Source organism: Humibacter sp., assembly GCF_035547335.1.
Classification (GTDB): domain Bacteria; phylum Actinomycetota; class Actinomycetes; order Actinomycetales; family Microbacteriaceae; genus Humibacter.
This window is the reverse complement of record NZ_DASZVF010000012.1, coordinates 115,065-141,090: the sequence shown is the minus strand read 5'-3', so window position 1 is coordinate 141,090 and position 26,026 is coordinate 115,065. Positions and strand designations below refer to the sequence as shown.

The following is a 26,026-nucleotide window of genomic DNA, read 5'->3' as shown; positions in this document are numbered from 1 at the left end:
TGAGCATCACAACGACCGCACTGACGAACACGGGCGCGGGCGACAAGCCGATGCTGCTGGCGGTGTCCTACCTGCGGGTCTCGACGCGGGAGCAGGCCGAACGCGGCGGTACCGAGGAAGGCTTCTCGATTCCCGCGCAGCGCGAAGCCAACACTCGCAAAGCCGCCGAGCTGGGGGCGCGAGTGGTGCGGGAGTTCGTGGACGCGGGCGAGTCCGCTCGCTCCGCCGACCGCGACGGGCTCCAGGAGATGCTCGCGTTCATTGCGGCGACGCGGGTGAACTTCTGCATCGTGCACAAGCTCGACCGGCTGGCCCGCAACCGTGCCGACGACGTGAAGATCCACGAAGCGCTCCTCGCCGCCGGTGTCACACTTGTCTCGGCCACTGAGAGCATCGATCAGACCCCGTCGGGGATGCTCGTTCACGGGATCATGTCGTCCATCGCGGAGTTCTACTCCCGCAATCTCGCCACCGAAGTCACCAAGGGCCTGACACAGAAAGTCACCCAGGGCGGCACTCCGATGCGCGCGCCGGTCGGCTACCTCAACGTCCGCAAGACCGATGAGCAAGGCCGCGAGGTTCGCACCGTAGAAATCGATCCCGAACGTGCCCCTTTGATCCGGTGGGCGTTCGAGGCCTACGCCAAGGGTGAGACCTCGGTGACCGGCCTGCTGCGTGACCTGACCGCGCGCGGGCTGACGACCGTTCCGTCGCCGAAACGCCCCTCGAAGCCGCTGGGAAAGAACACGCTCTACAAGCTGCTCACCAACCCCTACTACGCGGGAGTGATCCGCTATAAAGGTGCGTTGCACCCCGGCGCGCATGAACCATTGATCGAACCCGAGCTGTTCGACCAGGTGCAATCGCTCCTCAACGCCCGCAACGCCCACGCAACCCGTCACGTCAAGCACACGCACCACCTCAAAGGGCTGCTGCACTGCGGCACCTGCGGCTCCCGCATGCTGCTGGACTTCGCCACCAACCCCCGCGGCACCACCTACGCCTACTTCGTCTGCTCCGGCCGCGCCGCCAAGAAAACCACCTGCACCCGGCGCGCGGTACCCGTCCAGGTTGCCGAACGGCTCGTCGCAGACTCCTACCGGAGCATCACGATCAGCGAACACGACTACCGGCGCCTCGCGGCCGACGTCGATGCCGCGTTCGACAAACGCAACGCCAGCAAGGACCAGGAGATCGCCGAGCTGACGGCGCACCGGTCCAGGCTGGAAGCTGAAAGCGACAAGCTCCTCGCCGCGCACCTCGCCGACGCCATCGACCTGCCCACCCTCAAGCGACACCAAGACCGCATCCGAGCCGGCCTCGCGGACGTGAACCGGCGTCTCGCGGAGCACGACGAGCGCCACGCCGGAGGACGGGCGTTCCTGCACGACTCGCTGCGGCTGCTCACCGACGCGCACCATGCGTACGCGCGGTCGGGAGATGCCGACCGGCGGCTCGCGAACCAAGCGTTCTACAGGCGCCTCGACATCACCGACGACGAACAACTCCGCCCACGCCTCGCCGAGCCGTTCGCGACGATCTTCCGCGAAGCCCACGCGGGCGGCGACGAAGGCAAGGAAGCGAAACCGGAACACACCACATCTACCGATGTCGCGTGTTCCCGTAAGACAACTTGGGTGGGCGATACCAGACTCGAACTGATGACCTCTTCCGTGTGAAGGAAGCGCGCTACCAACTGCGCCAATCGCCCGCGGGCATACGATCGCTCGACTGCCGCGGCTACCGATACTAGCGGACCGCGGCGGTCTCCCGCACATCAGGACGACCGCCGGGCGCGTCCGGATCGGCCGACACGCGCGGGCCGCGACACCCCGATCCGCCGGTTTGAACATCCGCTGGATGATCGGCTACAGTTTCAAGGCACGCAGAAATGCGAAGCGAATGCGGATGTGGCGCAGTTGGTAGCGCATCACCTTGCCAAGGTGAGGGTCGCGAGTTCGAGTCTCGTCATCCGCTCGAGTGTGAGTCGGCCACCGGCCGATGCAAGTATGTGGGAAGCCACACACGAACCCACACACGGTGGCGTGGCCGAGAGGCGAGGCAGCGGCCTGCAAAGCCGTATACACGGGTTCGAATCCCGTCGCCACCTCCACTCTCGACTTCGGTCGGACAAAGCAACAGCCTTCACAGGCGCGATTGGCGCAGCGGTAGCGCGCTTCCCTGACACGGAAGAGGTCACTGGTTCGATCCCAGTATCGCGCACAAGAGAAGCCCCTCCTCGGAGGGGCTTTTTCGTGCTCAGTCCACCGACGGCGGGTTATCGGCCAGAAGGAGTGGATGGTTCGGGCGTGTTATCGGCGTCCTGCCCATCCTGATCTGAGCCAGAGGCCTTCGGTGGCGTCGAGGCCGGTGTCGTAGAGGGTGCGGCTGGTCTGGTCGTCGGGCTCGGGGATGTCCGGCGGCTGATCGATGGGCTGGGCGAGGTCGAGGGCCTGCTCGAGGGGGAGCTCGTGCAGGGTGAGGAACCACTCGACCGCGCGGCGGCGGTGTTCTTCGGTCATGCCGCGGTGGCGGCGGAGCAGGTCGCGGATCTGCGCGTTGAGGCCCTCGAGCGCGCTGGTGGTGCGTGGGTTGGCGTAGGTGATGTGCGTGAAGAGCAGGTCCTTCCGGACGACGAGACGGACCAGGAGCCAGGTTTTGCGGAGCCGGTCGTGGGTGAATCCGAACCGGCCGTTGCGCAGCAGGGTGCGTTCGTTCGTGAGATGCCCGAACGCCTGCCACCACTGCTCAAGCCGCAACTGCCAGGAGATCGCGGCCTCTTCGTCGCGGATGCCGCTGAGGTCCATCACGAGGTGCCGTAGGGCACGGCCGGCGTTCGTGCGAGGATTGCGGGTCAGGTGTCGGGTGGTGTTCAGCTGCAGGTGGAACAGACACCGCTGGTGCTTGGTCTCGGGCCAGCACTGGTGCAGCGCGGACGACAAGCCGGAGCCGCCGTCGGAGACGAGCACGGCGGGCGCGGGGATCTGTTCGAGCAGTGCTCTCCATGCGGCGGTGGTCTCCCGGGCGCACCACTGCCAGCCCAGGACGTGGCCGGTATCGCTGAGCGCGATGAGCAGGCACCAGGTGCCGATCCAGATGCCGTCGACGAGCACCGCGTGGTAGATCGTCCCGGCCGGCCCCAGACGGGGGACGAGATCCCAGCACCACGCGGTGTGACGGCGGAAGGACCGACCTGAGGCGGTGCCGTCGGTCTCGGCCTGCGTGTTCTTCCCGACCAGCCACGACACGAAACGGCGCAACTGTTCTCGGGCGGTCACGTCCGGGCGGCGCCGGACCGACGACGCCCCGCACGACGGGCACCGCCATCGTTGCGTGCCGGAGCGATGCCGACCGTTCTTGACCAGCTTCACGCCGCATACCAGACAAGTGGTCGAGTTCGACGGAAGGCCCACGAGTAAGCCTCGCAGACCATAACGATCCCCGATTCACCGCGGAATCACGCGGCTAAATCAAGGTTCCATCCACTCTCTCTGGCCTATAACCCCCGACGGCGCGGCACGGGCCGGCCGGAGCCCGGGGGAGCGCTGACGCGCCCAACGCCCGGTCACCACAGGGCACGGGCCCAGCCGGAGTCCGGCGAGCCCGGCGCCAGGCTCAGATCTCGACGTCGTTGCCCATCGTGACGGTGCGGAGGGGCGGCAGCCCGAAGCGCGCCGCGGGATCCGCTGCGTTGTGGGCGAGCGCGATGAAGAGCGAGCGCCGCCAGGCGACCATCTTCGCCGCGCCGGTCACCCTGATGGCGCCTCGAGAGATGAAGTACGACGCCTGCCGGAAATCTCGGGATTCCAGGGGCAGCACGTCGGCGCGGCACGCCGCCCGGAGAGCACGAGGGATGTTCGGTTCGTCCGAGAACCCGAACCGGATGGACACGTGGTCGATCCCGTCGTCCGAGTAGCCGAGGTCGTCGTACGCGAACGCCTCGTTGATGGGCACGTGCGGCACCTTCGCTGTGGCCACGGAGACGATGATCACGTGCTCGTGCAGAACGTGGTTGTGCCGCACGTTGGCTCGCAGTGCGAGGGGCGTGCTGTCCTTGTTCGGGTGCGGGAACACGGCGATGCCCGGAACGCGCGGAAGGTCCTGCTTGCGGATCTCCTGGATGAAGTGCGACAGGGATCCTTCCTTCTTCCTCCTGTCGTTCTGCACGAGCTGCCTGCCCCGCCGCCACGTCGTCATGACGGTGATGACGGCAGCCGCGATGAGCAGAGGCACCCATCCGCCGTTGACCACCTTGAAGAGGTTGCCGGCCAGGAACGTGAGCTCGAGCGCGCCGAAGACGACGGCGGCCACCACGATCTTCCACGCCGACCACTGCCAGAGCGGCCGCGCCACGAGCAGCAGCAGCAGGGTGTCGACCACCAGCGCGCCCGTCACCGAGATTCCGTACGCCGTCGAGAGCCTGGCGGACGAGCCGAACGTGAGCATGACCGCCATCACGCCGATGAACAACAGGGCGTTCACCGCGGGAAGGTAGATCTGCCCGCCTTCGCGCTCGGATGTCTGGCGCACCGTGAGCGGCGGGAGGAGGCCGAGCTGCACGGCCTGTCGCGAGAGCGAGAAGGCCCCCGAGATGACGGCCTGGCTGGCGATGACCGTCGCGGCCGTCGCCAGGAGCACGACGGGAAGCCGGCCCCAGTCCGGGATCAGGAGGAAGAACGGATTGGCCCTCGCGGCCGGATCATGCAGGATCAGCGCGGCCTGGCCCAGGTAGTTCAGCGTGAGGGCGGGGAAGACCAGGAAGAACCAGGCACGACGGATGGGGGAGCGACCGAAGTGACCCATGTCCGCATACAGCGCCTCGGCTCCCGTGATGACGAGCACGACAGCCCCGAGTGCGACGAAGGACACACCCGGGTGGGCGACGATGAAGACCACCGCATAGCTGGGCGAGAGTCCGAGAAGGACGCCTGGGTACTGGATGACCATGGACAGGCCGGCCGCGGCCAGCACCACGAACCACAGCACCATGATCGGCCCGAACAGCACGCCGACCCTGCCCGTGCCGAAGCGCTGGACGGCGAACAGGCCGACGACGATGACGGCGGCGATCGGGATGATGAGGTGCGCGATGGCCGGCGACGTCACGTTGAGGCCTTCCACCGCCGAGAGCACACTGATCGCCGGCGTGATGATCGAGTCGCCATAGAAGAGCGACACGCCGACGATCCCGATGACGAGCAGCGCTCCGGCTCGAGCCGCCCGGCTGGCGTAGAGGCGCTGCGCCAGCGCCGCCAGCGACATCACACCGCCCTCGCCGTTGTTGTCAGCCCGCATCAGGATGCCGACGTACTTGACGGAGACCACGATCGTGATGCTCCAGAACATCAACGAGATGACGCCGAAGACATCGGCCTGATTCGGCAGCACGGCACCACCATCCAGCTGGAAGACGGTCTTGAGCGCGTACAGAGGACTCGTGCCGATGTCGCCGAAGACGACACCCAGCGCGGCGACGGCGGTGACGAACAACGCGCCACGCACGGCGTTCGGGGCCGGCGGTGCCGACTTCCGGATCGCACCGGAACCGTCGGATGCCGGTTTCCCGGCTCCCTGTTCACCGGATCCCTGTTTACCGGATCGCGGGGTCGCCGCCTTCATGCAAGCCGCCGAAGACACGGTCGGCAACGCCACACAATCATTGGGGAAACGTTACGCCAGTGCGCAGGCGAGCGACGTCCGACAGGCCTCGCCGTGCCGGCAGCCCCCGGTCCGAGAGCTCGGCAGCCGCAGACTAAAGTGGAGCGCATCCCTTTCACCCCCACCGACCCAGGAGTGGACCAGTGCCGGACGGTTTCGAGCTCTTCCCCGACCGCTCCGTTGTCGCCATGCGCGTCAACGGCGAGCTGAAGGATCTGAGCACCACCGTCACGACGGGCGACGACGTCATCCCCGTCGCCATCGACTCTCCCGACGGCCTCAACATCCTGCGCCACTCGACAGCACACGTGCTCGCTCAGGCGGTGCAGTCGATCAATCCGGAGGCGAAGCTCGGGATCGGGCCGCCCGTGATGGACGGCTTCTACTACGACTTCGACGTCGCCGAGTCGTTCACGCCCGACGACCTCAAGGCGCTGCAGAAGGCGATGGAGCGCATCGTGCGTCAAGGGCAGCGCTTCGTGCGCCGTGTCGTCACGGACGAGGAGGCGCGCGCCGAACTCGCCGGTGAGCCGTACAAGCTCGAGCTGATCGGGCTGAAGGGCGGCTCGGCATCCGCCGACGCTCTCGGGCAGGACAACGAGGACGTCGAGGTGGGTGGCGGCGAGCTGACCATCTACGACAACGTCGATCCCAAGACTGGAGAGGTGGTCTGGAAAGACCTGTGCCGTGGCCCGCACCTGCCCAGCACGCGGCTGATCGGCAACGGATTCGCGCTCACGCGCGTCGCCGCGGCGTACTGGCGCGGGAGCGAGAAGAACCGGCAGCTGCAGCGGATCTACGGCACGGCGTGGCCGTCGAAGGACGAGCTGCGCGCCCACCAGGAACGTGTGGCCGAGGCCGCCCGCCGCGACCATCGCAAGCTCGGCGGCGAGCTCGACCTCTTCTCGTTCCCCGACGAGATCGGCTCCGGCCTCGCGGTGTTCCACCCGAAAGGCGGGATCGTCCGCTACGAGATCGAGGACTACCTCCGCCGTCAGCTGCTGCGCAACGGGTACGAGCTCGTCAACACGCCGCACATCACGAAGGCGCACCTGTACGAGATCAGCAAGCACCTGGAGTGGTACGCGGAGGGCATGTTCCCTCCCATGCACGTCGACGAGGAGACGGATGCCGACGGCAACGTCGTCAAGGCGGGCCAGAACTACTACCTGAAGCCCATGAACTGCCCGATGCACAACCTGATCTTCCGGGCAAGGGGCCGCAGCTACCGCGAGCTGCCGCTCAGGCTGGCCGAGTTCGGCACCGTGTACCGGTACGAGAAGAGCGGCACGCTGTCGGGACTGACCAGGGTGCGCGGGCTGACGCAGGACGACGCGCACGCTTACGTGGCGCCGGAGCAGGTCAAGGCGGAGATCGCCACGCAGCTGGAGCTCGTGCTCGAGACGCTGCGCGGGTACGGCCTCAGCGATTTCTACCTCGAGCTCTCCACGAAGGACCCGGACAAGTACGTCGGCGACGACGACGTCTGGGACGAGGCGACCGAGACGCTCCGCCAGGTCGCTCTCGAATCCGGGCTCGAGCTCATCGACGACCCGGGCGGGGCGGCGTTCTACGGCCCGAAGATCTCGGTGCAGGCGAGGGACGCCATCGGGCGAACATGGCAGTTGTCGACGGTGCAGCTCGACTTCTTCGAGCCCGAGCTGTTCGAGCTCGAGTACACGGCAGCCGACGGGTCCCGGAAACGCCCGGTGATGATCCACCGCGCGCTGCTCGGCTCGATCGAACGGTTCTTCGCCATCCTGCTCGAGCACTACGCGGGCGCGTTCCCGGTGTGGCTCGCTCCCGTGCAGGTGGTCGGCATCCCGGTGGCCGACGAGTACGGGCCCTACCTCGAGGAGGTGGCGCGCCGGCTGCGGCAGCACGACGTGCGGGTCGAGGTGGATCGGTCGGATGACCGCATGCAGAAGAAGATCCGCAACGCCACGACCCAGAAGGTGCCGTTCCAGCTGATCGCGGGGGAGCAGGACCGGGCGGCCGGCACCGTGAGCTTCAGGTTCCGCGACGGCTCCCAGCTCAACGGCGTGCCCATCGACGACGCGATCGAGCGCATCCTGCTCTCGATCCGCGAGCACGAGCAGGTCGTCACGGCATGGCCCGCCTGAGTCTGGACTCCTACGGCGCTCCCGGAGGCGACGACGGACCCGCGGTTGTGATCGACGACCCATCGCTTCTGGTCGGGGTGCCCGACGAGTTCCAGCGGTTGTGGACGCCGCACCGCATGGTCTACATCCAGCAGGGCCAGCAGTCGCCACGGGCGGACGAGTGCCCGTTCTGCGTCGCCCCGACGCTGTCGGACGAGCAGGCGCTGATCGTGCACAGGGGAGAGCACGCGTATGCGCTGCTGAACCTGTTCCCCTACAACAGTGGACATCTCCTGGTCTGCCCGTACCGCCATGTGTCGTTGTACGACGACGCGACGCCGGAGGAGACCGACGAGATCGCGTCGATCACGCAGACGGCCATGCGTGTCATCCGGTCGGTCTCCCGCAACGACGGCTTCAACATCGGCATGAACCAGGGTGAGATCGCCGGCGCCGGCATCGCGTCGCACCTGCACCAGCACGTGGTGCCCAGGTGGCGCGCCGACGCGAACTTCCTGCCCATCATCGCCAAGACGAAGGCGCTTCCTCAACTGCTCGGCGAGGTGCGAGAGGCGATCGCCGACGCCTGGCCGCGGTAGCCGCTCGCCGGCGACGCCATGACGCCGGGCCGGCCCAGCGATCGCATCTCGGGTGTGTCAGCGCACGCGGCGCACCGGGAACTGCAGACGAGGATGCGCGTACGACTCCTGCGCCTCCACGAGCAGCAGCTCACGAGATCCGCGCTCATGCGTGAGCGACAGCAGGTCGTATACGCTCGAGACCGTGCGTGCCAGGGCATCGGCGGTGTCGCCGCTCGAGCGCAGGTGCGCCGTGAACAGCGCTGCGGTCACGTCTCCCGAGCCGTTGGCCTTCATGGGCAGAAGCGGTGTCTGCACGATCCAGGCGCCGGTCGAGTCGACCGCCAGCATCTCGATGGTGTCCGGCTCGCGATCGGGCCGTTCGACGCTCGTGACGAGAACCACGTCTGGCCCTGTCGCCCGCAGTGCGTCGACGGCGGCCAGCGTGGATTCCAGCGTGTCGGGATCTGTACCGGTGAGGTAGCCGAGCTCGAACTGGTTCGGCGTCACGATGTCGGCTGCGGGAACCACGCGATCACGCAGCAGGATGGGGATCTCCGGCGCGACGAAGCATCCCGACTTGGCGTTGCCCATCACGGGGTCGCACGCGTAGACCGCGTTCGGATTGGCCGCCTTCACCCGCGCGACGGCGTCGAGGATGACGTCTCCGATGCCGTCACTGCCCTGATAGCCGGAGAGCACGGTGTCGATCTCGGGGAAGACGCCTCGATCCTCGATCCCGGTGATCACGTCCGCGACGTCCGCGGGACTGATCAGCGGCCCGCGCCATGCGCCGTACCCGGTGTGGTTGGAGAAGTTGACCGTGTAGACCGGCAGCACCTCCAACCCGATGCGCTGAAGCGGGAAGACGGCTGCCGAGTTGCCGACGTGGCCGTAGGCGACGGCTGACTGGATGGAGAGGATCTTCACCGATCGATCATGCCATGCCGACAGCGCGGTCGATCGGGCCGGCCAGCGGCAGAGTCGCCGTGAAGCGGGTGCCGACACCCTCCTCGCTCTCGACCGACATGGTGCCGCCATGGGCGGCGACGATGGCCTGCGTGATGGTCAGCCCGAGTCCCACTCCCGGGACGGCGTTGCGGGTCGCGCTGGACGCTCTGAAGAATCGCGAGAAGAGCCGATCGAGCTCGGCCGCCGGAATGCCGATCCCGGTGTCCTCGACCTCGAGCACGGCCCGCGTGCCGTCGGTGCCGAGCCGCACGTTCACGGTGCCGCCGCGCCGCGTGAACTTCAACGCATTCGAGATGAGATTGTCGCAGGCCTGTCCGAGCCTCGTCTGGTCGCCCCTGAGCACCGCGGGGGATGCGATGCTGGCATCGAGCACCACGCCCGCACCCGACGCGGCCGGCCCGGCGGATTCGACGGATGCCCTCACCACGGCACCCAGCTCGACCTCACGCACATCGAGCGGCACTTCGCCCGACTCCACCTGCGCCGTGAAGAGCAGTTCACCGACGAGAGTGAGCAGGCGGTGCGCGTTCCGCTCCGCCACGGCGAGATAGTGCAGCTGCTCGTCGGTCAGCGGGTGCTCCTCGTCGTCCCTGAGCAGCTCCAGGTACCCGAGGACCGACGACAACGGCGTCCGCAGCTCGTGGGAGACGAGGCCGACGAACTCGTCCTTCATCCTTGCTGCCTCGTGCGCCTGGGTGGCGTCCGTGGCGACGAAGAGGTATCCCGTCACGCGGTCTGCCTCGTCGAGGCGTGACGTCACCGTGACCTGACCGGGGAACGTCGTGCCATCGGCACGCACCAACGTCCACTCCGTCGTGTCCGCCTCGCCTGGGTGTGCCCGTGAGACGAGTGCCCCGAATCGGCGTTCGGCCTCCTCGCCGTGCACGCCGACCTCGTCGGCTCTGGCATCCAGCTCCTCGGTGAGGAGGAACTGCGTCACCGTCGCGACGTCCTCGGTGTCGCGTGCGCTGCGGCCGAGCATCCGTGCGGCACCCGGATTCCACGCGTCGATGCGTCCAGATACGTCCGTGCCGATCACGGCCTGCTCGGTGACCGCGGCCCATACGCCGCGGAACATGCGGTCGGCTTCGCGGTAGGCGGCCTCGCTCGCTTCCAGCCGCCTGGCGTGCTCGATCGACTCCTCGAGCATCCGTTCGCGATCGTGCGCCATCTGGCTGATCGCGGCGAGCTTGGAGCGGATCTGACGGGCCAGCTCGTTGACGATGGCGGCGGCGCATGCGTAGACGAGCGGTGCGAAGATCGCGCGGATGACGTCGGCGCCCGACGAGGGAGCCGACGCCTGAAGCAGATACGGAAGGAAGAGGGCGAACGACGTGCCTGCGGCGGCAACGAGGATGTGCACTCTGCCGGGTTCGGCGGCGACCCAGACGACGGGAAGCAGGATGAGCGCCGTGAAGATCGAGGTGGACCCGCCTGTCGCCGCGCGGAACGCTCCGATCGCCACGAAGTCGAGCAGTGGCACGGCGAGCGTCCAGGTCGCCGGTTCGTGTCGGCGTGAGAGCAGCCACGCCAGCACGGTCGTCACCGCGATCAGCACGGCGCTGGCGGACGCGAGGACCGGTGCCGTGAAGCGCAGCGGCGGAAACAGCAGCACGACGAGCACCGCGACGAAGAAGAACACGGTCGTCGGCAGCTGCTTGAGGAGCGGGGACGGCTCGTCGACGACCAGCCGGCGCAACAGGGTCTTCGCTCCGTCCGTCATCCGGCGGCCCCGCCGGGGACCATCACCTGAGCCAGCGCGGGCAGCGTGAACGGCTTCGTCAGGTATTCGTCGGCGCCCGCCTCCAGTCCGCGCTCGAATGCGGCTGTGTCCGCCGCCGCGGTGAGGAGCACGAGACGGGTGCCGCGGAGCTCGGGATCGCTGCGCGTCCTGCGGCACACCTCAAGACCCGACATGCCCGGCATCGTCAGGTCGAGAACGACGAGATCCGGCCGGTGTTCCTGGATGGCCGCCCAGGCGAGAGACCCATCCGCGACTCCTGCCACTACATCGAACCCCTGACGCCGCACGGCGATCTCCAGAAGTGCCCGGATGTCGTCGTCGTCGTCGGCGATCACGACCCTCATCGGTGGTCCACCTTCCCGTTGCGCTCTCCCTGTCGCGCCGCGGAGAAGGCCGCGAGAGCCGGCTCGACGAGCGTGCGATCGGCGTCCTCGGCCTCGGGCCCACGCCCTCGAACGGTTCGCTCGTCCGCGCTCATGAGAAGGCGCGCGCTCATGAGAAGAACGCCTGTCGCACGATCGCGATCGCAGCGACGAACGCGAGCGCGATCGCCGTCTTGTACAGCAGGCGGTACTCCGAGCGTCGGTCCGCTTCGATGTCTCTGCGCAGTGCGGCTTCGCCCCTGCGGGTGGACATCTGCTCGACGTGAGCTGGAGCCTTTCCGGCGTCCGTCGTCATGACATGGTCACCCTTCCCGTTTTGACCGTCTTGTCCCACCTCGCATCGGCGTGGCGGATCTCCTTGATGTACGAGTCGAAGGTGATCGCGCACAGCAGCGATCCGTAGCCCACGAGGTACAGCAGCGCGGGGGAGAGCACCCGGCCGACACGAGTGCGCTCCAGGCGCCTGGCCAGCACGGCACCCAGCATCGAGACCGGGATCCAGACGTACACGGCGAGGGTGAGCCAGAAGAGCGCGGACTCCGACAGCCGCGCGCCGAACAGCCCGGGAAGGTCCACCTCGATCAGCCGGGGAAAGAGCGCGGTGAGCATGACCAGCATCGACAGGATGCCGGGAAACGTGAGCAGTTCACGCCACGCCCGCACGGTCAGCGGTCCGTCCAGCTGGGCGCCGAGCGCCAGCGTGAAGACGAAGGTGAGCGCCGCCGCGATCCAGAGCACTCGGAAGACGTCGGTCGCGAGCGGCGACTGAAGCAGAAGGAGCCCGACGAGCCCGACAGAGGAGAGCACCATGGCGACGGGCAGCAGCCACAGGCTGAACCACACGACGCCGAACGCGAACGAGCCGAGACTCGGTGCCCGCCACGGACGGAACCACACGCTCGCGTACCGCGCAGTGACCGAGACGTTGCCCCTTGCCCAGCGCAGTCGCTGCTTCCACAGGGCATCGATCGTGCGAGGCTCCTCGGCCAGCACGACGGCATGCGGCTCGAAGACGACCTTGTGGCCGCGCAGCTGTGTTTCGAACGTGGTGATCGTGTCCTCGGCGAGCGTGGACGTGTCCACCTTGCCGCCCAGGGCCTCGAGATTCGCGCGGCTGTGCAGTTGAGCGCCTCCCGCGAGGCACGCCTGGGCACCCAGCACGTTCTGCGCGCGCCGCGCCGCCGGCTGCGAGAGCACGTATTCGAGCCCGATGAACCGCGTCAGATAGTTCTTGTCCCTGCTGCCCTCCCTGATGTACGCGGAGACGGCGCCCACAGACGGATCGGCCAGATGCCGGGTCATCTTGTGCAGGGAGTCCGGGCTGTAGATGACGTCGGCATCCATGATGAGCAACGCCTCCATCCAGTCGTCGCTCATCGCCTCGGCGATGCCGTGGTTCAGTGTGTGCGCCTTGCCCTGTCCGCCCTGTTCGCGCCGCAGGTGTCGGACGGCGCCGCGATACTGCCGCTCCTTCTCCCGCACCACGTCGGGCGTGCTGTCGGTGCTCGCATCGTCCACGACGTAGACGCGAAGGCTGTCACCTGGATACTCGAGCGACATCAGCCTGTCGATGGATGCGCCGATCACGGCGCCCTCGTTCCAGGCAGGTACCACGACGACGACGCGGGGGAGGTAGGGCCTCGCATCGCGATAGTGGTTGATGAAGGCGTGGAACGGGATCGCGAGGAACGAGATGGCCGCCGCGATCACGGGGACGATGCCCGTGGCGCAGAGCACGAGCAACACCACGACGAGCGCGGTCTGCAGCGCGCCGAGCCACTCGCCGCCGGTCACCGGGTCGCCTCCGCGATGATTCTCGTCACGTTGTCGTACCTTCCGACATCCGTCGCCCGGTGACTGTCCGTCGATGCCACGATGTGCGCGCCTGCTGCGATCGCCGCCCGGACCGCGCGCGGCCCGGGGCAGTCCCACTTCTCATTGATCTCCACGGCCGTGCCCGCGTGGGCCGCGTCGGCGGCCCAGGCTCTGAGGTGTTCGTCCGTCAGGTCGTCTTCGCTGAGGCCGATCTTCGGGAGGATCGAGAAGCAGTGTGCGAGCTGGCCGGCCTCGACAGACCTCATCGCGGCGCCGAGCGCACCGATGAGGAGGTCGAGCGCGTCGGAGACGCCGAGCCCGGCCGTCATCCGGCGCCTGGTCTCTTCGGGCGTCCACGCGCCATCCGTCCCGGGGAACCTGTGGTCGGCGATGAGCACGGCATCCACTCCGCCTGCTCCCATCCGGAGGCCGGCCGGCAGGTCGAGCCGCCCCGACGCGTCGCCGATCTTGGTCTCCACGGCGCACGACACCGTGAGGCCTTCCGGTCGCTTCAGTCGAGCCACGGCGGCGAGGTAATCGGGAACCCAGGTGGTGCCGGAACGGACGTGGTCGGCGAACCGGAGCTCGGACAGTCCGGCGGCGGATGCCGCTGCGACGTTGACCTCGAGCGAGTCGTTTCCGTCGTCGGAGAAGGTCGAGTGCACATGGAAGTCGCCGCGCAGGAGCGCCTCCCCGTTCACGCCGTGACCGCCTCGTCCTGGTGAGCGGCGAAGGGCGAGGACAGCACCTCGGCCGGCTCGACGAAGACGTCCTCCAGGAAGCGCACGTTGGCGAGCTCACGGAACGGGATCCGGTCGGGCAGCGGGATGCCGAGGGCGAGGTCGAGGACGAGGGACGGCATGTCGACGCCCGCCGCGATGGTCAGGGGGAGGGCTCCGGGGAAGCGCGGGTTGATCTCGAGCAGGCTCGGCGTTCCGTCCGCCGCTCGCCGCAATTGCACGTTGGCGACGCCCGTCAGGCCGATCGCGACAGCGGCGGCCGCGGCCGTCTCCTCGAGCGTGTCGTCGCGCACGGTGCGGCCGGCGATCGAGACACCGGAGTCGACGCGCGTTCTCGTGCGCGGCACAGCGGCGACGATCCTCCCGTCGGCGTCGGCGAGCACATCGACCGAGTACTCCTCGCCTGGCAGGTACTCCTGCACGATGAGGTCGCGGTCCTCGCCGAGCCTGGCGAGGCTCTCGGCGGAGTCGACGACACGCACGCCTCTGGATCCCGCACCCCGCCGCGGCTTGACGATGACGGGGAAGTCCCAGTCCTCGGCCACGGCGTCGGCCTCCAGGAGCCGTGTGCGGGGAACGGGCAACCGCCCTTCGCACCGTCTGGCCAGACGCCACTTGTCCAGAGCGCACTCGATCGTCTCGGCCGACGGTGCCGCCAGCACCGCGGAGAGCTCTTCACGGCGAGCCGTCAGCGGCGGCAGCTCGGCATCCACCGTGGACACGAGCACATCGATGTCATCGGCGGCGCAGATCGCGGCGACGGCATCGACGAAACCCTCAGACCTGCCAGGGGGAACGATGCGGCGCCTCTCGCCGGCCACCAGGTAGAGCCCGCTGGCCCAGCCGTCCATGTCGGCCGCGAACACCTCGGTGCCCGAACGCTTCAGAAGCGACCGGATGACGGCCACCCCAGCTGGGCCACCGGCCCCCGTGACCAGCACCTTCGTCATGACGCTCCTCTCGAGCGGTATCGATCGACCGCCGACACGGCCTGGCGGCCTCCGATCGACAGGTCGGCGTCGTCCCTGATGATCTCCAGCGGCTCGCAGTTGTCGCTCGTGGCGGAGAACCTCGACCAGTACCGCGCCGTCGCGAGCACGAAGTCGGGTTCCAGGTAGCGGCGGATGCCTGCCTGCGACCGGAAGCACGACAGCAGTTCCAGCTTGGCGTCGGTGTATCCGTCGATCGAGACGAACCTGGTGGGCCGGAACTCGACGGTGGCCGACGGGCTCTGGTAGCAGGCGACCATGTCGATGGAGCGAGCCGCGACCGTCGTCGCGTGATGGACGGCCCTGTGGTCCTGGTGCCTGTCGTTCACGCTGTGGGTGTACACGACAGACGGCTGCACCTCTCGGATGACGCGTTCGATGGCCGCGACGGTGGGGCCGGTCGGCGCGATCTCCGTGTCGACGAGGTCCTCGAGGAACAGCCGCGCTCCCAGCGTTTCCGCCGCGGACAGCGATTCGCTCTGCCTGTCGTCAGGCGCCCCGCTCTGTCCGCCACGCGACATCGTGAGGATGACGATGCTGTCGCCTGCGTCGCGGTGCGCGCACAGCGTTCCACCGATGCCGATCTCGACGTCGTCCGGATGCGCACCGATCGCCAGCACCCGCCTCGAACGCCGCGCCGCGACCCGCTCCCGATAACCGGTCGCCAGCCTCGTCACGATGGCGACGAGCTCCGCGGACACGATGGGCTTCGTGAGGAACTCGTCGGCCTGCCGCCGCAGAGCCGCCACCGCGTAGTCCACGGAGACATGCGCCGTCATGATGACGACGGGAAGGTCCGGGTCGTCCTCCTTGAGCGCGCTGGCGAGCTCGAGGCCGGTCAGGCCCGGCATCTCGATGTCGGCGACGACGACGTCCGGCGCGAAGTCGCGCGCCGCCGCCTGCACGGAGAGCGGGTCATGGATCGCAAGAGTCTCCAGTCCCGCTCGCCGCTCGAGCACGGTCGCGACGTACAGCGCGACATCCGGGTCGTCGTCGACCACGAGCACCCGGAATGCACTGCTCTGCATCGACGACCTTCCCCCTTGCACCTCGACGCACCGGGCGACCGCGCGTCCGATGCAGACGCTGTGCCGGCGCACCGTCGAAGTACGTGCCCCTTGAGGAACCACAATGGCGGACGCGAGCCCTTCACACGCGTCGGCATGAAGCCGTGTCTTCGAGGGATGCTCATGTCGCGGTTCGCGTCCGAGCCCTGCTTTAGAATGGAGCGGATCTTCGACCGAAACAGGGAGCACAGTGTCCGGGCATTCCAAGTGGGCGACGACGAAGCACAAGAAGGCGGTCATCGACCAGCGCCGTGCGAAGTCGTTCGCCAAGCTCATCAAGAACATCGAGGTCGCCGCCAAGATCGGCGGCGCCGACCTGTCCGGCAACCCCACGCTCGTCGACGCCGTGCAGAAGGCCAAGAAGACGTCGGTGCCGAACGACAACATCGACCGCGCCATCAAGCGCGGAGCGGGCCTCACGGGTGAGTCCGTCGACTACACGACGATCATGTACGAGGGCTATGCGCCGAACGGCGTCGCCATGCTCATCGAGTGCCTCACCGACAACAAGAACCGCGCGGCCGCCGACGTGCGAACGGCCATGACGCGTAACGGCGGCACCATGGCCGACCCCGGCTCGGTGTCGTACAACTTCCACCGCAAGGGCGTCATCGTCGTTCCCGCCGAGGGGACGACGGAAGACGATGTGCTCGCGGCCGTGCTCGACGCGGGCGCCGAAGAGGTCACCCAGCAAGGCGAGTCGTTCGAGGTGCTCACGGAGGCGAGCGATCTCGTCGCCACGCGCACGGCGCTGCAGGATGCCGGCATCGACTACGACTCGGCCGACGTGGAGTTCGTGCCGCAGGTCAAGGTCGAGGTCGACGTGGAGACGGCGCGCAAGGTCTTCCGCCTGATCGATGCGCTCGAGGACTCGGATGATGTGCAGAACGTGTACACGAACCTCGACCTCAGCCCAGAGGTGCAGGCGGAACTCGAGGACGACGAGTAGAGCGGGCGCCGTCGCGGGCGGTGCCGGAAGCTGAGCTCAGGATGCGGGGCATGCGGTGCGGGTACTCGGGATCGATCCAGGGCTGACCAGGTGCGGCGTCGGAGTCGTCGACGTGTCGTCGGACCGGAGCGCCGCGCTTGTCACGGTCACGGTCATCCGCACCGATCCCGGTGAACCGCTCGAACGTCGGCTGCTGACGATCGGCGACGGCATCGCGAACCTCATGGACGAGCATCGACCCGACGCGATCGCCATCGAGCGTGTCTTCGCACAGCACAACGTGCGAACGGTCATGGGCGTCGCCCAGATCAGCGGGGTCGCGCTGCACGCGGCGGCGAGCCGCGGTCTGCGCGTCGGGCTGCACACCCCCAGCGAGGTGAAGGCCGCGATCACGGGATACGGCACGGCCGAGAAGCGGCAGGTGCAGAACATGGTCGCCAGGGTGCTCGGGCTCGCCCGGATTCCGAAGCCGGCCGACGCCGCGGATGCTCTCGCCATCGCGATCTGCCACGCGTGGCGCACGCCGTATGTCGCGGCAGACGCCGGCGGATCGGCTCTCACACCCGCGCAGAAGGCATGGATCGCGGCAGAGCGGGCGTCGACTCGGTCGTCCGCCCGCCGGATCCCGTCGGGAACCGCTCAAACGCCCGATCGACTCGGCCGCTGAGCGCGGCGCCTCGACCCGTCTCGCCTCAATCGCCCCTATCGCGGCTGACGCCGCTCAAGGACTCAATCGGCTCGGCCGTTGCGGGCAAGCCCTCAACGGCTCTCGCCTCAATCGCCCCTAGGCTTGCGGGGTGATCTCCTCGCTCCGCGGAACAGTGCTGCAGGCATCCGGCGGCGTCGCCGTCATCGACGTCGGCGGGGTGGGATACGCGGTGCAGGTGACGCCGGATCACGCCGGCAGCATGAGGGTCGGCGAGGAGACGACAGTGCACACGTCGATGGTCGTGCGCCAGGAGTCGGTCGCGCTGTTCGGGTTCCCGGCACGGGAGCATCTGTCGGTCTTCGAGTCGCTGATCGGTGTCTCGGGCGTCGGCCCCAAGTCGGCACTCGGCGTTCTCGCCGCGCTCTCGCCCGACGAGATCGCGCTGGCCGTGGCGTCAGAGGACGACTCGGCCTTCCGCAAGGTGAGCGGCATCGGCCCCAAGACCGCGAAGCTCATCGTCGTCTCGCTCACCGGCAAGCTCTTCGCCCCGGCCAAGCCGGTGCAGGCCGTCTCGCAGATTCCGCGGTCCGACGTGTCCGACAGCGTGGTGATCGCCCTCGTCGGCCTCGGCTGGCCGGAGAAGACGGCGACCCAGGTGGTGCGCGAGCTCATCGACGAGCATCCCGAATCCGAACGCGACACGGTTCAGGCGCTGCTGCGCCTCGCCCTGTCCCGGCTCGGTCCGACGGCGAGGCAGCAGGCATGAGCGACGATCTCACTGCACCCGAGGCCCAGTCCGAGGCGGAGCTCGCGTTCGAGGGCGCGCTGCGCCCCAGGTCGCTCGCGGAGTTCGTCGGACAGTCCAAGGTGCGCGGGCAGCTGCAGCTCATGCTGACTGCGGCACGGATGCAGGAGCGCACGCCCGACCACATCCTGCTCGCCGGCCCGCCCGGCCTCGGCAAGACGACGCTGGCCATCATCGTCGCGCACGAGAGCGGCAAGACGCTGCGGATGTCGAGCGGTCCGGCCATCCAGCACGCGGGAGACCTCGCGGCGCTGCTCTCCTCTCTCGTGCCAGGCGAGGTGCTGTTCATCGACGAGATCCACCGCATGGCGCGATCGGCCGAGGAGATGCTCTACCTCGCCATGGAGGACTTCCGGATCGACATCATGGTCGGCAAGGGCGCAGGGGCAACCTCGATCCCGCTCGATCTCGCTCCCTTCACGCTCGTCGGTGCGACGACGCGCTCGGGGCTCCTGCCGAACCCGCTGCGCGACAGGTTCGGTTTCACGGCGCACCTCGAGTTCTACGACGAGGCGGAGCTCGAGCAGGTTCTCGATCGCGCGGCCGTGCTCCTCGGCTTCGAGGTGGACAAGGATGCGATCGCCGAGATCGCCGGACGGTGCCGCGGAACACCGCGCATCGCCAACCGCCTGCTGCGGCGGGTTCGCGACTACGCGCTCGTCCACGGCGGGCGGGCCGACCGCAGCGCCGTGCGAGCGGCGCTCGAGCTGTACGACGTCGACGAGCTCGGGTTGGATCGCATCGACCGCGCCGTGATGGAGGCCATCCTGACGCGGTTCGACGGCGGCCCGGTCGGCTTGAACACGCTCGCCGTCTCCGTGGGCGAGGAGGCCGATACGATCGAGTCCGTCGTCGAGCCGTTCCTCGTGCGGATCGGGCTGTTGTCGCGCACCCCGCGTGGCCGCGTCGCCACCGACATGGCCTGGGACCACCTGCGAATACCGAGGAAGCGCACTGCCGGTGCGCAGCAAGCCCTGTTTTCGGATGACCTATAATTGCTAGTTAGCCTGCAGCCCCCATGCCAATGAGGTGGTTGTTCTTGTGCCCCTCATTCCCCGGAAGGTTCCACTTTTGGATCAGAACATCCTGACCATCGTCATGGTCGTCATCCTGGCGGCCCTGATCTTCTTCATGTTCCGCAGCAGCCGCAGACGGCAGAAGCAACAGGCCGAGCTGCAGAAGCAGGTCGTCCCCGGCGCGACCGTGATGACCAACTTCGGCGTCTTCGGCACGATCGTCTCGATCGATGAGGAGACCAACAAGGTCGAGCTCGAGACGAGCCCCGGTCACATCCTCACGGTGCACCGTCAGACCATCGGCCGTGTCGAGACGGCACCGGATGCCGTCGCGGAGACGGAGACCGACGTCGTCGCGTCCGAGCCGGAGACCCAGGCGATCGACGAGAAGCCTCAGTTCGGGGAGCGGATCGAGGACGCCGACTCCGCTTCGAAGAACGCGTCGTCGAAGAAGACCGACGAATAGTCCCTCCCTCCGTGCTGCGACCCTCAGCGGGCGCCGCACGAGCATAGAAAGCTGAGTTCTTCCGTGGCAAAGTCGTCTCCGGTCAAGAATGCGTCGCGGTCGCTGATCTGGCTGGGCGTGATCGTCGTGGCGCTCATCCTCGTGCTCGGCGGCGGCGTGCTCTTCTCGAACGCCAGCTGGTTGCCGAAGCTCGGTCTCGACCTCGAAGGCGGTACCGAGATCATCCTGACGCCGCAGCTGCAGGGCGGGCAGACGATCAGCAGCGACGAGCTCAACCAGGCCGTTTCCATCATCCGCGAGCGCGTCGACGCCTCTGGTGTGTCCGAGGCGCAGGTGAGCACCCAGGGCAGCGACAACATCGTGGTCTCGATCCCCGGTCACCCCGACCAGGCGACGCTCAACCGCATCAAGTCCTCGTCGAAGATGGACCTGCGGCCTGTGCTGCTCAGCGGTGCGCCGACGAACACGTTCGTGGGCTCCAACGGCAAGACGACCCCCTATCCCTCGCCGGCCCCGTCTCTTCAGTCCACGCCGACGTCGAAGCCGACGAACGGCAGCGACACCGCGTGGGTGACACCTGCGCTCCAGGCTCAGTACAACGCGTTCCAGTGCTCGTCGCTGAAGAACAGCACGACCAACGTGGCTCCGGCCGACAAGCCGCTCATCACGTGCGACGACAACCTCAGCGTGAAATACCTCCTCGGCCCAGTCGAGGTCCAGGGCTCCGACATCACGAACGCCACGGCGGGCCTGGTCACCGACTCCAGCGGCAACACCACCGGGCAGTGGTCGGTGAACCTCGTCTTCAACGGGCAGGGCACCAAGGACTTCGCCAAGGTGAGCGAGCGTCTCTACGGCTTCTACAGCAAGGATTCGACGGACCCGCGCGCACAGTTCGCGTTCGTGCTCGACGGGAAGGTGCTCTCCGCGCCCGCCATGCAGGGTGCGATCACCAACGGCCAGCCGCAGATCACCGGCAGCTTCGACCAGCAGAGCGCACAGTCGCTGGCCGACTCCCTGAAGTTCGGCGCGCTGCCGGTCAGCTTCAAGGTGCAGAGCTCCGACACCATCTCGGCGACGCTGGGATCGGCACAGCTCGCGAGCGGGCTCATCGCGGGAGCCATAGGCCTGATCCTGGTCGTGATCTACACGCTCTTCCAGTACCGCCTGCTCGGGTTCGTCACGATCACCTCGCTCGTCGTGGCCGCCCTGCTCACCTACCTGGTCATCGCGATCCTGTCCTGGCGGATCGACTACCGGCTCTCCCTAGCAGGTGTGGCAGGTCTGATCGTGGCCATCGGATTCACCGCCGACTCGTTCATCGTGTACTTCGAGCGAATACGCGACGAGCTGCGCGACGGGCGAAGTCTCGAATCCGCCGTGGAGGCGGGGTGGAAGCGCGCGCGGAGAACGATCTACGCATCGAAGTCCACCAACCTCCTCGCCGCCATCGTGCTCTACGTGCTGGCGGTGGGGAACGTGCAGGGCTTCGCGTTCACGCTCGGCGTCACGACCGTGCTCGACGTGCTGATCGTCATCATGTTCACGCATCCGACCCTGCAGCTGCTGGCGAGAACCCGTTTCTTCGCCAGCGGCAATCCGTGGACCGGCCTCGACCCCGACGCGCTCGGCGCCGTGTATCGCGGCGCTGGGACGTTCCGCACCGCGTCGACCGTCAGCGACACCAAGCGGGCGGCCAGCAGCCGTGAGGCGGCGAAGCGGCAGACCATCGCGGAGCGCAAGCAGGCCGAACTCGTCGCCGCCGGCGGCAGCAAGACCGAGAAGGACGAGAAGGAGTCCTGATGGCCGCCACACGCTTCCAGAAGTTCGGCAACGATCTCTACACGGGTGCGCGCTCGATCGACTTCGTCGGCAAGCGCAAGATCTGGTACTCCATCGCGATCGTGATGATCGTCGCCGCGGTGATCATCCCCATCGTCAAGGGCGGATTCAACTTCGGCATCGACTTCCGCGGCGGATCGCAGTTCACCGTCTCCGACGTCACCACCGTCGACCAGTCGCTGGCGACCAAGGCCGTTCACGAGGTGAAGCCCGACGCGACGGTGCAGGTGAGCGTCACGAACGGCACCGGTGGCAAGGGCATCCGCGTGCAGACCGACCAGCTCACCACCAATCAGACGAAGGCGGTCGCCGCCGGTCTCGGCGGCGCATACGGCGTGCCGCAGAGCAAGGTGGCATCGACGTACATCGGACCGAGCTGGGGCGCCGACGTCTCACGGCAGGCCATCCAGGGCCTCGTCGTGTTCCTGCTGCTCGCGTTCATCGCCATGGCGCTGTACTTCCGAACCTGGAAGATGTCGGCGGCCGCCATCGTGTCGCTGTTCCACGACCTGATCATCACGGCAGGCATCTACGCGCTGGTGGGCTTCGAGATCACCCCGGCCACGATGATCGGCTTCCTCACGATCCTCGGGTACTCGCTGTACGACACCGTCGTGGTGTTCGACAAGATCCGTGAGAACACGCGGCAGGACAAGGATGCCGTGAAGCACACCTTCGCCGAGTCCGTGAACCTCGCCGTGAACCAGACGCTCGTGCGCTCCATCAACACCGCCGTCGTCGCGGCGTTGCCGGTCGCGGCCATCCTGTTCATCGGAGCGTTCGTGCTGGGAGCCGACACGCTGCGCGACATCTCGCTTGCGCTGTTCATCGGCATCCTCATCGGCACCTACTCGACGATCTTCATCGCCGCGCCGCTGTACGCCGACTTCCGCAAGGGCGAGAAGGAGATCGTCAAGCACGACAGGAAGGTGCTGGCCACCAGGTCGAAGGCGCCGGTCTCCGAAGCGGTACCCGTCAAGTGACCCAGCAGCCAGGCGAGTCGATTCCGGCCGGCGAGGCGATCTCGCTGGTCGGATCCGGTGCGCTCTGGCTGCTCGACGTGCGCGAGGGCTTCGAATGGCGCAGCGGGCACGCATCCCTGGCCCACCACATCCCGATGGGCGAGCTCGGAATGCGGCAGGGCGAACTGCCTGACGACGCGACCATCGCCGTGATCTGCCACTCCGGACATCGGTCCCGCGCCGTCACGGATGCGCTCGTCGCGGCCGACTACCCGGCCGTCGACGTTGCCGGCGGGATGATCGCATGGCAGGCATCCGGTGGCGACGTCGTGATGGGCGGCGACGCCGGAGACGCGCGGTAGCCCGTGCGCTGTGAGCGGACCCGCCGACGCCGTCGGAGTTCACCCGCGATAATGACTCTCGGGAGGGAACGCTGATGGTCGACACGACAACGCAGCAGACTGCCTCCCTGCGCCGTCTTGTGCCGCGCATCTTCTCGCGGGCCCAGCAGCCGGCGGGTGCGGTGGACACCCTGTTGAAGACCGTGCGGATGCATCATCCGAAGGCCGACCTCGCGCTCATCGAACGCGCGTACACGGTCGCCGAGCGAGCGCACTCCGGGCAGACCAGGCAGAGCGGCGAGCCCTACATCACGCACCCCGTCGCCGTCGCGCAGATCCTCGCGGACCTCGGCATCGGGTCGAAGGCGATCGCCGCCGCTCTGCTGCACGACACGGTCGAAGACACCGACTACTCGCTCGACGAGCTACGGGCCGACTTCGGTGGCGAGATCGGCATGCTCGTCGACGGCGTGACGAAGCTCGACAAGGTCAAGTACGGCGAGAGCGCCCAGGCCGAGACCGTGCGCAAGATGATCGTGGCGATGTCGAAAGACATCAGGGTGCTCATCATCAAGCTCGCCGACCGACTGCACAACGCGCGCACCTGGGGCTTCGTTCCGCCGGCGTCCGCCACCCGCAAGGCGACCGAGACGCTGGAGATCTACGCACCGCTGGCGCACCGGCTCGGCATCCAGACCATCAAGTGGGAGCTGGAGGACCTCTCGTTCGCCGTGCTCTACCCGAAGCTGTACGTGGAGATCGAGAACCTGGTGAAGCAGCGCTCTCCGGAGCGCGAGCGGGTCGTGCAGCAGGTGACGGATGCCATCAACGACGACCTCAAGTCGGCGAAGATCCGCGGCAAGGTCGTCGGACGGCCGAAGCAGTACTACTCCATATACCAGAAGATGGTGGTGCGCGGTCGCGAGTTCGACGAGATCTACGACCTCGTCGGCATCCGGGTCATCGTCAACTCTGTGCGGGACTGCTATGCCGTGCTCGGCCAGATCCACGCCAGGTGGACGCCCATGCCGGGACGGTTCAAGGACTACATCGCCACCCCGAAGTTCAACCTGTACCAGTCGCTGCACACGACAGTGATCGGCCCGGAGGGCCGGGCCGTGGAGATCCAGATCCGCACCGAGGAGATGCACCAGCGCGCCGAGTTCGGCGTGGCAGCGCACTGGAAGTACAAGGAGCGCCTGGCCGGAAGCAAGTCGGACGACATCGGCAAGGTTGACACCGACATGGCGTGGCTTGCGCACATCTCCGACTGGCAGGCGGAGACCGCCGACCCGAGCGAGTTCCTCGATTCGCTGCGCTTCGAGATCGGCGCCAAAGAGGTCTACGTGTTCACGCCCAAGGGCCGGGTCATCGGGCTGCCGTCTGGGGCGACGCCCGTCGATTTCGCGTACGCCGTGCACACCGAGGTCGGTCACCGCACCATGGGCGCCAAGGTGAACGGCCGTCTCGTGCCGCTGGAGTCGCCGCTGTCGACGGGCGACGTCGTCGAGGTGTTCACCTCGAAGAACCCCGACTCCGGCCCCAGCCAGGACTGGCTCAACTTCGTGAAGAGCCCGCGGGCTCGCAACAAGATCCGGCAGTGGTTCACCAAGGAGCGCCGGGACGAGGCGATCGAGCAGGGCAAGGATGCCATCGCGCGCGCCATGCGCAAGCAGAACCTGCCGCTGCAGCGCCTGATGAGCCAGGACTCGCTCGGCGAGGTGGCCGCCCAGATGAAGTACGACGATGTGTCCGCGCTGTACGCGGCCATCGGAGAGGGCCACATCAGCACGCAGTCCGTGCTGGAGAAGGTCGTGGCCTCCCTGCAGTCGGAGACCGAGAGCGACGTCACGGAGCTCCCGCCGCCTGCGAGGGTGCGCGGTCGCCGGCTGCGCAACAGCGATTCCGGCGTGCTGGTGCGCGGCGCCCCCGACATCCTGGTGAAGCTCGCGAAGTGCTGCACCCCCGTGCCCGGCGATCCGATCGTCGGCTTCATCACGCGCGGCTCGGGGGTGAGCGTCCACCAGGCGGACTGCCACAACGTGCAGGATCTGCTGCGTGAGCCGGAGCGCATGATCGATGTGGAATGGGCTCCCTCGTCGAAGAGCGTGTTCCTCGTGCAGATCCAGGTGGAGGCGCTCGATCGCGCCGGACTCCTCTCGGATGTGACGCGCGTACTGTCCGAGCACCACGTGAACATCCTGTCCGCCACCGTCTCCACGTCGAGCGATCGGCTCGCGCTCAGTCGGTTCGTCTTCGAGATGGGCGACACCACGCATCTCGACCGGGTGCTCAACGCCGTCCGCAGGATCGACGCCGTCTACGACGTGTACCGGGTGAGCGCGGGCTGACGCTCTGAGACGGAGCCTGGACGCTCGCCATCGGGATCCGCCGCGGCGGCCCAGAGCGCCAGCCGGCGCAGCGCTACCCCCTTTCCCGGCAAGTTCGGTGCGTCGGCGATGCGCCGCGCGCAGGCATCCGCGAGCTGCGGCCAGCGGACGAGGAGACCGCCGGCGCGACGAGCTGCATCGGACGCCTCGGCGAACGCGAGGTCGTACAGGATGCGGCCGGGAACCGTGACCCGCAGCCCGGCGATCTCCGTGGTGTCGCCTGCTGCGTGCGTCACCTCCCGAAGGACGAACCGGCGCGAAGGCGGGAACTTGATGCGATCCGACCGGGCGACGCACACCGTGTGGACAGCAGGCGGGTGCGCCAGCAGTCCATGGATCCACAGGGCGCTGTCGAGTTCGGCGATCATGCGCGTGCCGGCGAGACTGCGCATCGCGGTGGCCCGAAGCCATGCGGTCTCCGCCTCGTCGATGGGGGAGAACCTCTCATCGACGGCGTAGAGCTCGCCGTCGAGGCGCGCGGCGTGCAGCTCGGCCACGGACAGCGTGCCAGGGCCCAGTACGGATGCCATCGCGCGCGCCATGCCTCCATGCTCGCGT

General features: G+C 67.7%; 23 protein-coding genes and 4 tRNA genes. 15 read left to right on the top strand and 12 right to left on the bottom strand.

What is annotated here, in order from left to right; translation table 11 throughout:
* Window positions 1–50: 50 nt before the first annotated feature.
* A complete protein-coding gene (locus tag VHB92_RS04485) occupies window positions 51–1,679 on the top strand; it encodes a recombinase family protein (protein WP_325451821.1) in 1,629 nt (542 codons plus the stop codon).
* Here VHB92_RS04485 and VHB92_RS04480 read toward each other — a convergent pair.
* Window positions 1,639–1,711, bottom strand: a tRNA-Val gene (locus tag VHB92_RS04480). The two genes, VHB92_RS04485 and VHB92_RS04480, sit on opposite strands and share 41 nt — an antisense overlap.
* A gap of 193 nt (window positions 1,712–1,904) precedes the next feature.
* Between VHB92_RS04480 and VHB92_RS04475 the strand changes: the two genes are divergently transcribed.
* From VHB92_RS04475 to VHB92_RS04465, 3 genes are all read left to right on the top strand, one after another.
* Window positions 1,905–1,977, top strand: a tRNA-Gly gene (locus VHB92_RS04475).
* Between the two features lie 62 nt (window positions 1,978–2,039).
* A tRNA-Cys gene (locus VHB92_RS04470) sits at window positions 2,040–2,113 on the top strand.
* 38 nt (window positions 2,114–2,151) lie between these two features.
* Window positions 2,152–2,223 (top strand) — tRNA-Val (locus tag VHB92_RS04465).
* Window positions 2,224–2,312: 89 nt separating this feature from the next.
* Here the strand turns inward: VHB92_RS04465 and VHB92_RS04460 are convergent.
* The gene (locus tag VHB92_RS04460; RefSeq protein WP_325451801.1) at window positions 2,313–3,413 is read right to left on the bottom strand and encodes an IS1249 family transposase; all 1,101 of its coding nucleotides are present in this window, start codon (window positions 3,411–3,413) and stop codon (window positions 2,313–2,315) included.
* Window positions 3,414–3,615: 202 nt separating this feature from the next.
* Complete coding sequence (locus VHB92_RS04455; protein WP_325451799.1) at window positions 3,616–5,619, bottom strand: potassium transporter Kup; 2,004 nt, start codon at window positions 5,617–5,619, stop codon at window positions 3,616–3,618.
* Between the two features lie 227 nt (window positions 5,620–5,846).
* Here VHB92_RS04455 and thrS point away from each other — a divergent pair, with 227 nt between their 5' ends.
* A complete protein-coding gene (gene thrS / locus VHB92_RS04450; protein ID WP_325451819.1) occupies window positions 5,847–7,781 on the top strand; it encodes a threonine--tRNA ligase in 1,935 nt (644 codons plus the stop codon).
* Window positions 7,769–8,359: an HIT domain-containing protein gene (locus VHB92_RS04445; RefSeq protein WP_325451797.1), complete on the top strand. Its 591-nt coding sequence runs from the start codon at window positions 7,769–7,771 to the stop codon at window positions 8,357–8,359. The genes thrS and VHB92_RS04445 overlap by 13 nt, the downstream gene beginning before the upstream one ends.
* A 57-nt stretch (window positions 8,360–8,416) precedes the next feature.
* Here VHB92_RS04445 and pdxY read toward each other — a convergent pair whose 3' ends face one another.
* From pdxY to VHB92_RS04405, 8 genes are all read right to left on the bottom strand, one after another.
* Entirely contained in the window at window positions 8,417–9,268 is an 852-nt protein-coding gene (gene pdxY / locus VHB92_RS04440) for a pyridoxal kinase PdxY (RefSeq protein WP_325451795.1), read from the bottom strand.
* A gap of 7 nt (window positions 9,269–9,275) precedes the next feature.
* On the bottom strand, window positions 9,276–11,033 hold the full coding sequence (locus VHB92_RS04435; RefSeq protein WP_325451793.1) for a sensor histidine kinase: 1,758 nt from the start codon (window positions 11,031–11,033) through the stop codon (window positions 9,276–9,278).
* The gene (locus VHB92_RS04430; RefSeq protein WP_325451791.1) at window positions 11,030–11,398 is read right to left on the bottom strand and encodes a response regulator; all 369 of its coding nucleotides are present in this window, start codon (window positions 11,396–11,398) and stop codon (window positions 11,030–11,032) included. Before VHB92_RS04430 ends, VHB92_RS04435 begins: the two co-directional genes overlap by 4 nt.
* A gap of 148 nt (window positions 11,399–11,546) precedes the next feature.
* Complete coding sequence (locus VHB92_RS04425; protein WP_325451789.1) at window positions 11,547–11,732, bottom strand: hypothetical protein; 186 nt, start codon at window positions 11,730–11,732, stop codon at window positions 11,547–11,549.
* Window positions 11,729–13,231 (bottom strand): glycosyltransferase, encoded by a 1,503-nt coding sequence (locus VHB92_RS04420; protein ID WP_325451787.1) that lies wholly within the window; start codon window positions 13,229–13,231, stop codon window positions 11,729–11,731. Before VHB92_RS04420 ends, VHB92_RS04425 begins: the two co-directional genes overlap by 4 nt.
* Window positions 13,228–13,953 carry a PHP domain-containing protein gene (locus tag VHB92_RS04415; RefSeq protein WP_325451785.1) on the bottom strand — a complete coding sequence of 242 codons (726 nt, stop codon included), beginning with the start codon at window positions 13,951–13,953 and terminating at the stop codon, window positions 13,228–13,230. The genes VHB92_RS04420 and VHB92_RS04415 overlap by 4 nt, the downstream gene beginning before the upstream one ends.
* On the bottom strand, window positions 13,950–14,942 hold the full coding sequence (locus VHB92_RS04410) for an ATP-grasp domain-containing protein (protein WP_325451783.1): 993 nt from the start codon (window positions 14,940–14,942) through the stop codon (window positions 13,950–13,952). The genes VHB92_RS04415 and VHB92_RS04410 overlap by 4 nt, the downstream gene beginning before the upstream one ends.
* Window positions 14,939–16,009, bottom strand: coding sequence for a response regulator (locus VHB92_RS04405; protein ID WP_325451781.1), 1,071 nt, complete (start codon window positions 16,007–16,009; stop codon window positions 14,939–14,941). The genes VHB92_RS04410 and VHB92_RS04405 overlap by 4 nt, the downstream gene beginning before the upstream one ends.
* Before the next feature lie 229 nt (window positions 16,010–16,238).
* Here VHB92_RS04405 and VHB92_RS04400 point away from each other — a divergent pair, with 229 nt between their 5' ends.
* The 9 genes from VHB92_RS04400 (at window position 16,239) to VHB92_RS04360 (ending at window position 25,429) form a co-directional block, all read left to right on the top strand.
* On the top strand, window positions 16,239–16,997 hold the full coding sequence (locus tag VHB92_RS04400; protein ID WP_325451779.1) for a YebC/PmpR family DNA-binding transcriptional regulator: 759 nt from the start codon (window positions 16,239–16,241) through the stop codon (window positions 16,995–16,997).
* Between the two features lie 55 nt (window positions 16,998–17,052).
* A complete protein-coding gene (gene ruvC / locus VHB92_RS04395; protein ID WP_325451777.1) occupies window positions 17,053–17,664 on the top strand; it encodes a crossover junction endodeoxyribonuclease RuvC in 612 nt (203 codons plus the stop codon).
* Between the two features lie 130 nt (window positions 17,665–17,794).
* Window positions 17,795–18,412, top strand: coding sequence for a Holliday junction branch migration protein RuvA (gene ruvA, locus VHB92_RS04390; RefSeq protein WP_325451775.1), 618 nt, complete (start codon window positions 17,795–17,797; stop codon window positions 18,410–18,412).
* A complete protein-coding gene (ruvB, locus tag VHB92_RS04385) occupies window positions 18,409–19,446 on the top strand; it encodes a Holliday junction branch migration DNA helicase RuvB (RefSeq protein WP_325451773.1) in 1,038 nt (345 codons plus the stop codon). Before ruvA ends, ruvB begins: the two co-directional genes overlap by 4 nt.
* A gap of 76 nt (window positions 19,447–19,522) precedes the next feature.
* The gene (gene yajC / locus VHB92_RS04380; RefSeq protein WP_325451771.1) at window positions 19,523–19,933 is read left to right on the top strand and encodes a preprotein translocase subunit YajC; all 411 of its coding nucleotides are present in this window, start codon (window positions 19,523–19,525) and stop codon (window positions 19,931–19,933) included.
* Window positions 19,934–19,996: 63 nt separating this feature from the next.
* Window positions 19,997–21,736, top strand: a complete 1,740-nt coding sequence (gene secD, locus VHB92_RS04375; protein ID WP_325451770.1) for a protein translocase subunit SecD — start codon at window positions 19,997–19,999, stop codon at window positions 21,734–21,736.
* The gene (gene secF / locus VHB92_RS04370) at window positions 21,736–22,758 is read left to right on the top strand and encodes a protein translocase subunit SecF (RefSeq protein WP_325451768.1); all 1,023 of its coding nucleotides are present in this window, start codon (window positions 21,736–21,738) and stop codon (window positions 22,756–22,758) included. The genes secD and secF overlap by 1 nt, the downstream gene beginning before the upstream one ends.
* Window positions 22,755–23,099 carry a rhodanese-like domain-containing protein gene (locus tag VHB92_RS04365; RefSeq protein ID WP_325451766.1) on the top strand — a complete coding sequence of 115 codons (345 nt, stop codon included), beginning with the start codon at window positions 22,755–22,757 and terminating at the stop codon, window positions 23,097–23,099. The genes secF and VHB92_RS04365 overlap by 4 nt, the downstream gene beginning before the upstream one ends.
* Before the next feature lie 74 nt (window positions 23,100–23,173).
* Window positions 23,174–25,429, top strand: coding sequence for a bifunctional (p)ppGpp synthetase/guanosine-3',5'-bis(diphosphate) 3'-pyrophosphohydrolase (locus tag VHB92_RS04360; protein WP_325451764.1), 2,256 nt, complete (start codon window positions 23,174–23,176; stop codon window positions 25,427–25,429).
* Here the strand turns inward: VHB92_RS04360 and VHB92_RS04355 are convergent.
* On the bottom strand, window positions 25,399–26,010 hold the full coding sequence (locus tag VHB92_RS04355) for a type IV toxin-antitoxin system AbiEi family antitoxin (protein WP_325451762.1): 612 nt from the start codon (window positions 26,008–26,010) through the stop codon (window positions 25,399–25,401). The two genes, VHB92_RS04360 and VHB92_RS04355, sit on opposite strands and share 31 nt — an antisense overlap.
* Window positions 26,011–26,026: the final 16 nt, after the last annotated feature.